Source organism: Demequina iriomotensis (assembly GCF_000971395.1).
GTDB classification, from domain to species: domain Bacteria; phylum Actinomycetota; class Actinomycetes; order Actinomycetales; family Demequinaceae; genus Demequina; species Demequina iriomotensis.
This window is the reverse complement of the sequence record NZ_BBME01000017.1, coordinates 98,470-111,555: the sequence shown is the minus strand read 5'-3', so window position 1 is coordinate 111,555 and position 13,086 is coordinate 98,470. Positions and strand designations below refer to the sequence as shown.

The following is a 13,086-nucleotide window of genomic DNA, read 5'->3' as shown; positions in this document are numbered from 1 at the left end:
GGTGCGCGGCGATGGAGACGGCCGAGGCGAGGCTCGCCCGGGCGCGCGAGGCGCTCGCCGGGGTGCAGCGGCGGGTGGGCACCACGCGTGAGCGCTGGGAGGCGCCCACGCTGCCGCTCACGCCCGTGCTGGACCAGCTGCTGCCGCAAGGGCTGAGGCGCGGGCAGGTGGTCGCCGTCGCCGGCTCCACCTCGCTCATGCTCGCGCTCGCGGCGGCCGCCTCGGAGGCGGGCTCGTGGACCGCGGCCGTCGGGATGCCGTCGCTCGGGGTGGTCGCGGCGGCGCGCCGCGGGCTCGACCTCGCGCGCCTCGCGCTCGTGCCGCATCCGGGCCCGCAGGCCGCGGCCGTGGCGGGGGCATGCGTCGACGGCATGGACGTGGTGCTGCTGGGCCCGCGACTCGCGCTGTCCGAGCCGGACCGGCGCAGGCTCGCGTCCCGGGCGAGGGAGCGGGGATCCGTCATCGTCGCGGAGGGTTCGTGGACGGGAGCGCACACCACGCTGACCGCGGTCGCGTCCCGCTGGCATGGTCTCGGCGCGGGGGACGGCCGCCTGCGGGGGCGGGATCTCACCGTGCGGATCGAGGAGCGTCGGGGAGGCACCGCGCGGTTCGTCACGCTGCCGCTCGACGCGGATGCGCCGCTGCGGCGCGGAGCATCGGCGCCGGCGGTGACGTCCCGAGCGCTCGGGGGTGCGGCATGAGCGTCGTGACCGTGGTGAGGCGCGCGGTCCTGTGGGTGCCGGACTGGCCCGTCGTCGCGGCGATGACGGAGGCGGGGCTCGGTGCCGACGCCCCGGCCGCGGTGCTGCATGGGCGCGGGCTGGTCGCGGTGTCCGCCGCGGCGCGGTCCGCCGGGGTGCGGCGGGGGAGCACCCGTCGCCTCGCGCAGCGCGCCTGCCCCGAGATCGCGATCCTGTCCCATGACGAGGGCCGGGACTCGCGCCTGTTCGAGGCCGTCGCGGCCGCCGCCGAGCAGGCGGTCTCGGGCGTCGAGATCACGCGTCCGGGCCTGCTCGCGATCCCCGCGGACGGCGCCGCGCGCTTCCACGGCTCGGAGGAGGCGCTCGCGGAGGCTCTCGTCACCGCCGTGGCCGAGCACGCCGGCGTGGAGTGCGCGGTCGGCGCTGCCGACGGGCTGCTCGCGGCCGTGCTCGCGGCGCGGTCCGCGGAGCTGGTCCCCGCGGGTTCCTCGAGGGCGTACCTCGCTCCCGCCCCCATCGACTCGCTCGCGCTCGCGGTCATGGAGCGGGTCCAGCGCGAGGAGGTCGAGCGCCTCGTGAGCGTGCTGACCCGGCTGGGCATCGTCACGTTGGGGGACCTGGCGGCGCTGCCGTTCGCGGACGTGCTCGCGCGCTTCGGCCCCGTCGGGGTGTGGGCGCATCGGCTCGCGTCGGGGGAGGACCTCGCGCCCCCGGTGCTGCGCCGCAGCGAGGAGGACATCGCGGTCGAGCATGTGTTCGAGGACCCGGCCGAGCGGATCGAGCAGCTCGTCCACGTCGCCACGGAGGCCGCGAGCGCGCTCGATCGCGCGCTGCTCGACGCGGGCGTGCGGTGCGGGCGCGTGCGCATCACGGCACGCACCGAGAAGGGGCAGGAGCTCGAGCGCGTGTGGCGCACGGACGTGGGCTCCCGCGCCGGTGCGTTCGCCCGTCACATGACGGACCGGGTCCGCTGGCAGCTCGAGGGCTGGCTGTCGGGCACCGCGGGAGCCGCGGCCGCGACCGGCGCCGCGCCGGAGCCGTCGCCGCTGGTATCGCTCGGGCTCGTGGCGGAGGACGTGGTCGCGCTCGGTGCCGAGCAGGCCTATCTGTGGGGCGGGGTGTCGGGCGCGGACTCGCGCGCGCATCGTGCCCTCGAGCGCGTCCAGGGGCTGATCGGCCTCGAGGGCGTGCTCGCGGTCGCCGAGCAGGGCGGGCGTTCTCCCCGCGACAGGGCACATGCGGTGCCCTGGGGCCAGGAGGCGCCCCCCGCTCGCGCGATCGCGCATCCGTGGCCGGGACGCATCCCCGACCCGCCGCCGGCGACCGTGCCCTCGGTGGTGCGGCCCGCGCTCGTGCTCGACGCGGGCGGGAGCCCGGTCACCATCAGCCGACGTCTCGCGATCAGCGCGCCGCCCACGTGGGTGCGGCTCGAGGCGGACCCCTCCGACGAGCGCGCCCGCGCCGCGAACCGGCACCCCTCCTCCGGCCACGTCGGTCACGTCGAGAGCCCGGTGTGGGACCGTCCGCGTCCCGTCGAGTCGTGGGCCGGGCCGTGGCCGGTGTCGGAGCGCTGGTGGTCCGAGGACGCCTCCCGACGTGCGTACGTCCAGGTCGCGCTGCGAGACGAGGAGGACACCGTGACCGCGGTGCTGCTCGCCTACGGCGGCGGGGAGTGGGGCCTGGAGGCCGTCTATGACTGACCTCCCGGAGTACGCGGAGCTGCACGCCCACAGCGCGTTCAGCTTCCTCGACGGCGCGAGCCAGCCGGAGGAGATGGCCGCGGAGGCCGGGCGGCTGGGACTGACCGCGCTCGCGATCACCGATCATGACGGCCTCTACGGCGCGGTGCGCTTCGCCGGCGCGGCACGGGAGATCGGGCTCCCCACCGTGTTCGGTGCCGAGCTGAGCCTCGCGGTGGACGGGCCCGGCGGGCGGCCGGTGCTCGACCCGCCCACCGGCGTGCCCGACCCGCGCGCCTCGCACCTGGTCGTGCTGGCGCGCGGCGCGCGCGGCTACTCCCGGCTCAGCCACGCGATCGGGATGGCTCATCTCGCGACCGGCGAGAAGGGGCTGGCCCGTTACACGCTCGAGACGCTCGCCGAGGCGGGCGGCGGGGACCTGCTGGTGCTGACCGGCTGCCGCAAGGGGGCGGTCCGCTCCGCGCTGGTCGGGCCCGGCGGCGCCGCGCTCGGCGGAGGGGTCTCGCGCGAGGGCTATGCGGCGGCGACGGCCGAGCTCGATCGGCTGGTCGCGCTGTTCGGGCGCGAGGGCGTGGCCGTCGAGATCACCGATACCGGCTCGCCGTACGACTCCGAGATCAACGCCGCGCTGGCCGACCTCGCCTTCGAGGCCTCGCTGCCCCTCGTGGCGACCACCAACGCGCACTACGCGACCCCGCGCGACGCCGACCTCGCGGGCGCCCTCGCCGCCGTGCGGGCGCGGTCCTCGCTCGACGACATGGACGGGTGGCTGCCGGGATCCCCGGGCCAGCACCTGCGCAGCGCGGGGGAGATGGCCTTCCGGCATCGGCGTCACCCGCAGGCCGTCACCACCGCGGCACGCCTCGCCGCCGAGTGCGCGTTCGACCTCGACCTGGTGGCGCCGCACCTGCCTCCGTACCCCGTCCCGGCCGGCCACACCGAGGCGACCTGGCTGCGCGAGCTCACCTACCGGGGTGCGCGGGAGCGCTACGGCCCGCCCGACGCCGAGCGGGTGCCGGGGGCGTGGAGACAGATCGAGCACGAACTCGCGGTGATCGAGGCGCTCGACTTCCCCGGCTACTTCCTCATCGTCCAGGACATCGTGGCGTTCTGCCGTCGCGCGGACATCCTGTGCCAGGGGCGCGGCTCCGCGGCCAACAGCGCCGTGTGCTTCGCGCTCGGGGTCACCGCGGTGGACGCCGTCACGCACGGTCTGCTGTTCGAGCGCTTCCTCGCGCCCGAGCGCGACGGGCCGCCGGACATCGACGTCGACATCGAGTCCGACCGCCGCGAGGAGGTCATCCAGTACGTCTTCCAGCGCCACGGCCGCATCAACGCGGCGATGGTGGCGAACGTCATCCAGTACCGGCCGCGCTCCGCGGTGCGGGACGCGGCGCGAGCGCTCGGCTTCGACGTGGGCCAGCAGGACGCGTGGTCCAAGTCGATCGACCGGTGGAGCGCGCTGCGCGTGCCCGCCGAGAAGCAGGAGGAGTGGGCGGCCCAGCAGCGCGACGCGATGTGGCCGGAGCCGCCGCCGACGCAGGATCTCGAGCACATCCCCTCCACCGTGCTCGACCTCGCGGACCGCCTCATGCGCCTGCCCCGCCACCTGGGCATCCACCCGGGAGGCATGGTGCTGTGCGACAGGCCGGTCATCGACGTGTGCCCGGTCGAGTGGGCGCGCATGCCCGGGCGCACCGTCCTGCAGTGGGACAAGGACGACTGCGCCGACGCGGGCCTGGTGAAGTTCGACCTGCTGGGCCTGGGCATGCTCTCGGCGCTCAAGTACGCGTTCCGGTACATGCATGAGGTGCGCGGCGAGGACCTGGGCCTGCACTCCCTGCCGCAGGAGGACCCCGCGGTGTACGAGCTGCTGTGCGCCGCCGACACGGTGGGTGTGTTCCAGGTCGAGTCGCGCGCCCAGATGGCGACCCTGCCGCGCCTGCGGCCGCAGAAGTTCTACGACATCGTCGTGGAGGTCGCGCTCATCCGGCCCGGACCCATCCAGGGAGGCTCGGTGCATCCGTACATCAACCGGGCCCGCGGGCGGGAGGAGGTCACCTACCTCCATCCCCTGCTGGAGAAGTCGCTGGGCAAGACGCTCGGGGTGCCGCTGTTCCAGGAGCAGCTCATGCAGATGGCGATGGACACCGCGGGCTTCGACGGCGCCCTCGCGGACCAGCTGCGCCGCGCCATGGGCTCCAAGCGCAGCCCCGAGCGCATGGAGGCGTTGCGGGCCCGCTTCATGGTGGGTGCGAACGAGCGCGGCATCACCGCCGACGTCGCTCACCAGATCTTCGACAAGCTCAAGGCGTTCTCGGACTTCGGCTTCCCGGAGTCGCACTCGTTCTCGTTCGCCTACCTGGTCTACGCGTCGAGCTGGCTCAAGGTCCACCGGCCGGCCGCGTTCTACGCCGGCCTGCTCGCGGCGCAGCCCATGGGCTTCTACTCGCCGCAGTCGCTCGCCGCCGATGCGCGACGCCACGGGCAGGCGATCCTGCGTCCCTGCGTGGTCCGCTCCGAGGCGCTCGCGCGCGTCGAGGAGCTCGAGCGGCCGTTCGAGGCGCCGGGGGAGCGGCGCGAGGAGATGGCACAGCTGGTGAGGGTGGACCCGCTCCTCGGGGTGCGCATGGGCCTCGGCGCGGTGCGCGGCCTCGGGGACGATGCGGCGGCGGCCATCGTCGCCGCGCGCGCCGAGCGCCCGTTCGCGGACCTGCACGACATGGCCCGGCGGGTGCGCATCCGGCCCACGGGCGTCTTCGGCAAGGCCGGCCTCGCCCCGGAGAAGGGGCTGTCGACGGCGCAGTGGGAGGCGCTGGCCACGGCAGGGGCGCTCGAGGCGCTCGGCGTCACGCGCCGCGAGGCGCTGTGGGCCTCGGGCGTGCTGTCGCGCGAGGGACCCGACACGTTGCCCGGCACCGTGCCGGGCGCGCAGGCGCCCACGCTGCCGGGCATGAGCCTGGTCGAGGAGGCCGTGGCCGACGTGTGGGCCTCGGGGGTGTCGGTCGAGGGCTATCCGACCATGTTCGTCCGCGAGGGGCTCGACAAGGCGGGCGTGCTGCGGGTCGCGGACGTGCTCACCCACGAGGCGGAGCGCCGCGTCACCGTCGCGGGGGTGGTGACGCATCGTCAGCGGCCGGGCACCGCGCGCGGCGTCACCTTCATCTCGCTCGAGGACGAGACGGGCTTCCTCAACGTCATCTGCTCGGTCGGCGTGTGGAAGAGGTTCCAGGCGGTCGCGCGTCGCTCGCCCGCGCTCATCATCCGCGGCCGGATCGAGCGCGCGGACAACGCGACCAACCTGGTCGCCGAGCACCTGTCGCCGATGTCCCTCAAGGTGCCGTCGCGCTCGCGGGACTTCCGGTGAGCCGCAGCCCCCGACACCGCCTCATGCCTGGACGTTCGAGCGGCGCCGTGGTGACAATGCACTATGGCCGCCGGCCCGATCACGGTGACGTTGCGCTTCGCGCGAGGGGACGACCTCGACGCTGAGCGGGTCATGCAGGCGCTCGAGGACGTGGGAATCCGGGCACGCACGCGCCCCGATCACGAGTCGCCCGAGCCGCCGGATTCCTCCGCGGACGCCGACGGTCCCATCGACCTCGTGCTGTGGTCGATCATGGCCGAGCTCGATGACCGGCTCCTCATGGAGGCCCGCATCGCGCTGGCCTCGGGGCACGGGCTGGTCGCGCTCCTCGGCGACGGGGCGGAGCTCCCGGCCAGCCTGCGCGCCAGCGATCCTGTCGACCTCAGGGGCTGGCTCGACGGTTCCGATCCCCAGGGGATCGGTCGCCTGGTCACCCGCCTCCACGAGCTCGCCGCCTCGCCCGCGGAGGCCTCGTCGGAGACGCTCTCGGGGATCCTCGACGAGCTCGAGACGCAGATGGACGCGCGTGACGCGGAGCCACCCGTGATGGCCCCTCCGCTGCCGGACGCCATCGCGGTGCGGCCCGGCGCGCTCGAGCTGCTCGCGATCGCCGCGCAGATCGCACGGACGCGCGGTGATCCCGCGGTCGATCGGCTGCACCTGCTGCTCGCCGCCATCGTGCGGCCCTCCGTCACGCGGCTCGACCGCCGCAGGCTGCCCGAGGGGATCACGTACGCCCTGCACGAGGCGGCGGGCTCGCCCAGCCGGTGGCGCGCGATGCCCGAGCAGTTCGGCGTGACGATCGACGACGTCGAGAGCCGCGCGAACGTCGCGGCGACGGATCCGCTCGTCGCGCACGTCGTCGCGGAAGCGGACTCCGTCCGTCGCGAGGTGCGCGGTCAGGAGCTGTGGTCGCATCATCTTGCGGCCGTCGCGGTGAGGGACGATGCGCTCTCGAGGGACGTGCTCGCGGCGTTCGGGGTCGAGGCGGACCTGCGGACCGTGCTGTACCAGGCGCTGCTCGACAAGCCGCACCGCGAGGACCTCGTCGCCTGGGCGCGGGTGCTGAGCGTCGGGTCAGGCAAGGCTCGTGCGACCGCGACCGCGACCACCGCGGCGGACGCGCCGGCGACCGGACCCGTGACCGCCGGCTTCGCCGCGGACGCGCCGAACGCCACCGACACCCTCGGGCGCTCGCGTGCCGACGTGGAGGCCATGGCCGCGCTGCTCGCCTCGCAGGAGTGCACGCCGCCGCTCGCGGTCGCCGTGTTCGGCGAGTGGGGGGCCGGCAAGTCCTCCTTCATGCGTCAGCTCGAGTCCTCGGTGCGGGGCTACGAGGGACGCCCCGGCTTCGTGTCGCGCATCCGTCAGGTGACGTTCAACGCGTGGCACTACGCCGAGACGGATCTCCTCGCGAGCCTGCTTCACGCGCTCTGGGTCGAGCTCGCCGACGTCGACGGACTCGCGCGGCCCATCGTCCACGACGTCGACAGGCGCATCGCCGAGCTCCAGCGCGAACGGGACGACATCGTCAAGGACCCGGCGGTGCGCGTCCTGCCCGAGGTCGCGCACATCCTCGCCGGCAACGAGCACCTCAAGTCCCTCGACCTCGCGACCTTGGGCACCGAGGTCACGGGCGCGAAGGCGTTCGCGAGCCGCTGGCGGGTGCTCCGGGCGCGCGAGCGCGCCGCGCTCGTCGCCGGCGCGCTCGTCGTGGCCGCCGCCGCGACGTGGGCGATCGTCTCCGGCCTCACGCAACCCCTCGCGCAGGCCGCGGCCGGGGTGGTGGGCGCGCTCGCATTCGCCGCGCCCGTGCGTGCCGCGCTGCGCCGCGTCGGTGAGGTCAAGGAGGCGCGCGACCGACGCCTGGCGGCGATGGATGCCGAGCTCACGGCCCTCGAGCTGCGGCGCGAGAGGCTCGCTACCGCATCCGCGGTCGAGCTCGCGCGCGAGTTCATCGGCGATGCCGCGCTCGTGGACCGGTTGGGCCTGCACGCGGTGGCGCAGGATCAGCTGCGGCGGCTCTTCCGCTCGCTCGCCCGCGTGCCGGGCACCGAGCGCATCGTGCTCTACGTCGACGATCTCGACCGGTGCCGGCCGGACCGCGTGATCGAGGTGCTCGAGACCGTCCACCTACTGCTCGCCGAGTCCTCGTTCGTGGTGATCGTGGCGGTCGATCCGCGCTGGCTCGAACGCTCGCTCGTGCGCCAGTTCCCCGACCAGTTCGCGCGCGCGGGCGAGGCCGCCGCGGCCGCGACCACCGTCGAGTACCTCGAGAAGATCTTCCAGATCGCCTACCGGATCCCTGACTTCCGTGCGGTCGACGACTACGACGTCTTCGTGCGGGACCTCGTGGGGCCGCTCGTCGCCGAGGGCGAGCCCGCCACCGGCGCCGGGGAGGACTACGGCACTCCTCCCGAGGAGCGGAGGCGGGACGATGGAGGGGGCGAGGCGGCGCGCAAGGCACCGTCCGCGGCGCCTACGCGGCGCCCCAGGCGGGCGGGCGTGGACGCGGTGCCGCGCGTCCCCGCGCCGGAGCTCGCGGCGCGCGCCTTGCAGCTCACACGGCGCGAGGTCGAGGCGCTCGCCACCGTGATGCGCCACCTCGGCTCGCCTCGCAACGCCGTGCGCCTGGTGAACCTCTACCGGCTCATTCGTGCGACGGCCGACCCGAGCGGCACCGACTCGTCCGACTCCGAGCGCGGATGCCTGGTGCTGCTGCTCGCCGCTCAGGTGGCGCTGCCGGAGCACGCGGGCGCGCTGTTCGCGCGCATCGAGGCGGGAGGCGACGCCGTGACGCTCGCGGCCATCGCTCACGACCTCGCGGACGGCCCTCGCGGACTGGTGGAGGCGGCGGGCGGCGGGCGCCTGACGTGCGCCGACGCCGGTCGCTGGCTGGGCACCGTGCGCCGGTACGCCTTCCACACGGCGGGCGTCACGATGCAGGCGCCGCCGGCGTGACCAGATGCCGCACGGTCGCCATCAGCCACGTCACGCCGACCACCGCAGCGAGAGCGACCACCGCGGCGGTGGCGCCCGTGGCCAGCGCCCACACGAGCGCGGCCACAGCCACGAGGCCGAGCGCTCCGCCCACACGGTGATACCAGCGCCGGCGTCCCCTTTCGGGCTCCCACGAGTCGGCGGATCCCGTGGTGCACGCGCCCAGGCCGAAGACGAAGATCAGGGCCGCGGTCGCCCGCGCCGATCCCGTGAAGGGGAGATCCGCGGCGGTCGCGTGCGCCCAGGCGAGCGCCGCGGCACCGGCGACGAAGAAGGTCGCGAGCACGTCCCTGGTCGACGCGATCATGGTCCACCCCCTGCCGCTGTGCAGACCCCGGGGACCTCCTTTCACGCTACGCCCGCACCCTCCGCACGCGAGGGTCCAAGGTCCCCCGGGTCGCCGCGCGGGAACGCGGGATCTGAGCGACCATGGGCAGGGGGCGCGGAATACCTGGGGCGTCGCCGACGGTTGTCCCCAGTGCATGACCTGACATCGCATGTCCGATCGAAAGGAAAGAGCAATGGCCTTCATCCTGTGGATCCTCGCCGTGATCCTCGTCGTCGCGGGGATCATCCGCCTGTTCCAGAAGCAGATCCTGTGGGGCGTCGTCCTCATCGTCGTGGGGCTGCTGGTGGGACCGGGAGGCGTCAGCATCTTCACATGACGGAGGTATCACGGCGTCATACGCGAAAGTGGTCAAGAGCCGTCTCCATGCCGTGCTAAAGTTCTTCTCGCGCTGAGGAGCTCGGAAGAGCACCTCGGACCACCTGTCCGGGTGGCGGAATTGGCAGACGCGCTAGCTTGAGGTGCTAGTGCCCGTATAGGGCGTGGGGGTTCAAGTCCCCCCTCGGACACCACACGAAGGCCCCGACCGCAAGGTCGGGGCCTTCGGCGTTCCCGGCCACCGATCGCGACACCCTGGGACCGCTCGCGCCGCGCATCGTCCCCGGTAGCGCGGATACGATGCGTGCATCGCGCCTCGCCGGCGCCATCCCCTCACGCTAGGAGCGCCGTTGTCCGTCACGCACGCGAAGAGGGCTCCGTTGCCCTCGGAGTGGCTCGGGATCGCCGAGGAATGGGCGGCATCGTTCCGCGACTCCCGGCGCTCGCGGCTCGCCGTGCTGGTGCTCTACATGGTGGTCGCGACGGCGATCGTGGTGCCGGTGGTGCTGGGGCCGGGCACGGCGATGTCACGCATCGACGAACCGACCCATGCCGACTACGCGTGGCAGGCCTCGCACTTCCAGATCCCCTACGCGGGCGCGATCATCGCGCCGGAGATCCGCGAGACGTGGGCGTGCGTGGGGCAGGAGCGCTACGCGCTCCCCGCATGCGGCGCGGACGCCGACGCGTGGGAGTTCCCCTACGAGGGCCAGCAGTACAACTTCTCGCACCCGCCGCTGTACTACGTCGCGGTCGGCCTGCCGGCGCGCGCGATCGCCGCCGTGCTCCCGTCGGTGGACTTCCTCACCGCGGCGCGGCTGCTGGGCGTCCTGTGGCTCGGGCTCGGCATGCAGATGATGTTCGTGGCGCTGCGCCGGTGGCGCGTCGACCCGGCCGCGGCGATCATCGCGCCGCTGCTGCTGCCCGCCTTCCCGCGCGTGCTCCACGCGGTCACCACGGTGAACCCCGACGCGGCCTCGGTGGTGATCGGTGCGGCAGCGGTCTGGCTCGCCGCGCGCATCTTCGTCGACGACGATGCGGACTGGCGGCTCGCGGCCGTCCTCGCCGGCATCGCGGGCATGACCAAGACCATCGCGGCGATCCCGTTCATCGCGCTCGGGGCGCTGCTCGCCTTCCGCATGGTGCGCGACTGGGCGCGCAGCCGCCCGCGAGCACGCGATGCGGCGATCGTCGGCGGGATGGCCGGCGCCATCCTCGTGCCCTACGCGCTGTGGCAGGCCTGGCAGGGGGGACGGGGCGACCCGAACTGGCAGAACCCCCTCGTGGGGCTCAACACGCGCGATGTGCTGGGTCTGCCGGGCTCCGAGTGGCTCGAGACGGCCTTCAACGGCCTCAACCTGTCGTCCGACTACTACCTGCAGGAGCCGCTCAACGTCGCCCTCATGGTGTCGTGGACCCGCCTGCTCAACGTGCTCGTCATCGGCGCGATCTTCGCGGTGATCGTCGCCTGCGCGAAGGAGCCGGCCCGGCGGTCGCTCGGGTGGATGGTGCTCGCGGGGACGCTGCTGTATCCGACCGTGGTGCAGATCCAGGCGTACCTCAGCACGGCGGTGCCGCAGTACTTCCCCAACCCCACCGGCCGGTACGGCCTCGCGCTCATCCCGGGCACGGTCGCCTGCATCGTCATCGCGGCGCACAAGGCCGGCTACCGCTGGCTCGTGTACCTGCTGTCGCTCGTCGGGCTCATCGTCCTGGGTGTGGTGATCTCGAACGGCTGGATGGTGATGTGAGGCCGCTAGCCTGGTCCGCATGACCGAGTCCGACGTGGTCCGCCTCGCGCGAGACCTCATGCGCATCGACACCTCGAACTACGGCGACGCGGAGGGCCCCGGCGAGCGCGCCGCAGCGGAGTACGTCGCGACGTACCTCAGCGGCCTGGGGCTGGAGCCGGTGATCCGCGAGTCCGAGCCCGGGCGCGCCTCGCTCACCGCGCTGTGGGAGGGCGCGGACCGCACCCGTCCGCCGCTCGTGCTGCACGGCCACCTCGATGTGGTGCCCGCCTTCCCGGAGGACTGGACGGTCGACCCGTTCGGCGCCGAGGTCAAGGAGGGCATGATCTGGGGGCGCGGCGCCGTCGACATGAAGGGCGTCGACGCGATGTACCTGGCGGCGGTCGGACGCATGGTCGCGGCCGGCGTGAAGCCTGCCCGCGACGTCGTCCTCGCGTTCTTCGCCGACGAGGAGCACGGTGGCCATCGCGGCGCCAAGTGGATGGTCGAGAATCACCCCGACGACTTCCGCGGCGCCACCGAGGCGGTCTCCGAGGTCGGCGGCTTCTCGATCCAGGTCGCCGGGCGGCGCGTGTACCTGTTCCAGACGGGGGAGAAGGGCATGCAGTGGCTGCGCCTCGCGGCCTCCGGCGTCCAGGGTCATGGATCGCTGGTGCACCACGACAACGCGGTCGCCCACCTCGGCGGCGCCATGGCCCGCATCGGCGCGTACGAGTGGCCCATGGAGATCTCGCCCACCTCGGAGCACCTCCTGCGGGGCACCGCCGACCTGCTGGGGATCGACTACGCCGACGATCCGGCGACGGTCGACGCGCTGGTGGCGGGCCTGGGCGCCGTGGGCAGGATGGTCGAGGCGTCGCTGCGCAACACCTCGAACCCGACGATGATGGACGCCGGCTACAAGGTCAACGTCATCCCGGACACGGCCGGCGGCTTCGTCGACTCGCGCTTCCTCCACGGCCAGCAGGAGCAGGTGCTGCGCACCATCGAGGAGCTCGCGGGCACGCACGTCAAGGTCGAGCAGTACATCACCGAGCCGTCGATCGAGCTGCCCTTCGACGTGCCGCTGGTGCACAAGGCCATCGAGGCCGTGACGTTCGACGACCCGGACGCGATCGTGCTCCCGTACACGATGATGGGCGGCACGGACAACAAGCACCTCGCGCAGCTGGGCATCGCGGGCTACGGCTTCGCGCCGCTGCGTCTGCCCCCCGAGCTCGACTTCCCCGGGCTGTTCCACGGGATCGACGAGCGCGTGCCGATCGACTCGCTCGAGTTCGGCACCGACGTGATGGTGAGGTTCCTTGCGGACTGCTGACGTCCTGGTCGCGCGGGAGGACGATGCGCGGGTGGCGGACCGCCTCGCCGACGGTTGGACGGTGGTGGCACGCTCGTGGGGCGCGCGGCTCGATGCCGGTCGGGTGGACCTCGATGCGTTGAGGGTGCTGGCTGGTGGTGCGCGCGGCCTGGGCGACCTGCGTGAGCTCGGCCCCGGCGACGTCGACGCGGTCCTCGCGCTCGATGCGGCGACCCGCGAGGACTACCCGGGAGGCGTCGCCACCCGGCACGTGCCGCTGACCCGCGAGGCCGCAGGGATCAGCGCGGCGCGACGGGCATGGGGGGTGATCGACCCCGCGGACCGGTTGGTCGCGCTCACCTATGTGGACGTCGACGGGTCGCGCGCGGAGACCGACTTCACCGTGGTCGCCCGCGCGCATCGGGGGAGGGGGCTAGGTGCGGCGGTCAAGGCCGCATCGGTGCTCGCGCTCACGCACGACGGCGTGGCGACCTTCCGCACCGGAGGTGCTGCGGAGAACGCAGCGATCCTCGCCGCGAACGCGCGCATCGGATACCGCGTCGACGAGCGCTGGGCGACCCTGGCCCCGCCCGTCTGACCCGCGCA

General features: G+C 73.7%; 9 protein-coding genes and 1 tRNA gene. 9 read left to right on the top strand and 1 reads right to left on the bottom strand.

The window, feature by feature from the left end; translation table 11 throughout:
- The first annotated feature begins 11 nt into the window (after positions 1-11).
- From imuA' to AOM09_RS12200, 4 genes are all read left to right on the top strand, one after another.
- On the top strand, positions 12-701 hold the full coding sequence (gene imuA' / locus AOM09_RS12215; RefSeq protein WP_062388886.1) for a DnaE2-dependent mutagenesis accessory factor ImuA': 690 nt from the start codon (positions 12-14) through the stop codon (positions 699-701).
- On the top strand, positions 698-2,401 hold the full coding sequence (locus tag AOM09_RS12210; RefSeq protein ID WP_228375138.1) for a DNA polymerase Y family protein: 1,704 nt from the start codon (positions 698-700) through the stop codon (positions 2,399-2,401). Before imuA' ends, AOM09_RS12210 begins: the two co-directional genes overlap by 4 nt.
- A complete protein-coding gene (locus tag AOM09_RS12205) occupies positions 2,394-5,768 on the top strand; it encodes an error-prone DNA polymerase (protein WP_062388883.1) in 3,375 nt (1,124 codons plus the stop codon). Before AOM09_RS12210 ends, AOM09_RS12205 begins: the two co-directional genes overlap by 8 nt.
- 63 nt (positions 5,769-5,831) lie before the next feature.
- A complete protein-coding gene (locus AOM09_RS12200; protein WP_062388882.1) occupies positions 5,832-8,729 on the top strand; it encodes a KAP family P-loop NTPase fold protein in 2,898 nt (965 codons plus the stop codon).
- On the opposite strand, the gene AOM09_RS12195 is transcribed toward AOM09_RS12200, so the two are convergent.
- Positions 8,704-9,075 (bottom strand): hypothetical protein, encoded by a 372-nt coding sequence (locus tag AOM09_RS12195; RefSeq protein ID WP_062388881.1) that lies wholly within the window; start codon positions 9,073-9,075, stop codon positions 8,704-8,706. The two genes, AOM09_RS12200 and AOM09_RS12195, sit on opposite strands and share 26 nt — an antisense overlap.
- A gap of 214 nt (positions 9,076-9,289) precedes the next feature.
- Here AOM09_RS12195 and AOM09_RS15385 point away from each other — a divergent pair, with 214 nt between their 5' ends.
- From AOM09_RS15385 to AOM09_RS12175, 5 genes are all read left to right on the top strand, one after another.
- A complete protein-coding gene (locus AOM09_RS15385) occupies positions 9,290-9,433 on the top strand; it encodes a GPGG-motif small membrane protein (protein ID WP_169747659.1) in 144 nt (47 codons plus the stop codon).
- A gap of 105 nt (positions 9,434-9,538) precedes the next feature.
- Positions 9,539-9,626, top strand: a tRNA-Leu gene (locus AOM09_RS12190).
- A gap of 156 nt (positions 9,627-9,782) precedes the next feature.
- Positions 9,783-11,183 (top strand): glycosyltransferase family 39 protein, encoded by a 1,401-nt coding sequence (locus AOM09_RS12185; protein WP_062388880.1) that lies wholly within the window; start codon positions 9,783-9,785, stop codon positions 11,181-11,183.
- A gap of 19 nt (positions 11,184-11,202) precedes the next feature.
- A complete protein-coding gene (locus AOM09_RS12180; protein WP_062388878.1) occupies positions 11,203-12,501 on the top strand; it encodes a M20/M25/M40 family metallo-hydrolase in 1,299 nt (432 codons plus the stop codon).
- Complete coding sequence (locus AOM09_RS12175) at positions 12,488-13,078, top strand: hypothetical protein (RefSeq protein ID WP_062388874.1); 591 nt, start codon at positions 12,488-12,490, stop codon at positions 13,076-13,078. The genes AOM09_RS12180 and AOM09_RS12175 overlap by 14 nt, the downstream gene beginning before the upstream one ends.
- Positions 13,079-13,086 lie beyond the last annotated feature (8 nt).

Bases quoted from the DNA above. Each gene is read 5' to 3' on its own strand.
- AOM09_RS12200 (WP_062388882.1), top strand. From the start codon at position 5,832: ATGGCCGCCGGCCCGATCACGGTGACGTTGCGCTTCGCGCGAGGGGAC.
- AOM09_RS12210 (WP_228375138.1), top strand. From the start codon at position 698: ATGAGCGTCGTGACCGTGGTGAGGCGCGCGGTCCTGTGGGTGCCGGAC.
- AOM09_RS15385 (WP_169747659.1), top strand. From the start codon at position 9,290: ATGGCCTTCATCCTGTGGATCCTCGCCGTGATCCTCGTCGTCGCGGGG.
- AOM09_RS12195 (WP_062388881.1), bottom strand. From the start codon at position 9,075: ATGATCGCGTCGACCAGGGACGTGCTCGCGACCTTCTTCGTCGCCGGT.
- AOM09_RS12205 (WP_062388883.1), top strand. From the start codon at position 2,394: ATGACTGACCTCCCGGAGTACGCGGAGCTGCACGCCCACAGCGCGTTC.
- AOM09_RS12180 (WP_062388878.1), top strand. From the start codon at position 11,203: ATGACCGAGTCCGACGTGGTCCGCCTCGCGCGAGACCTCATGCGCATC.
- imuA' (WP_062388886.1), top strand. From the start codon at position 12: ATGGAGACGGCCGAGGCGAGGCTCGCCCGGGCGCGCGAGGCGCTCGCC.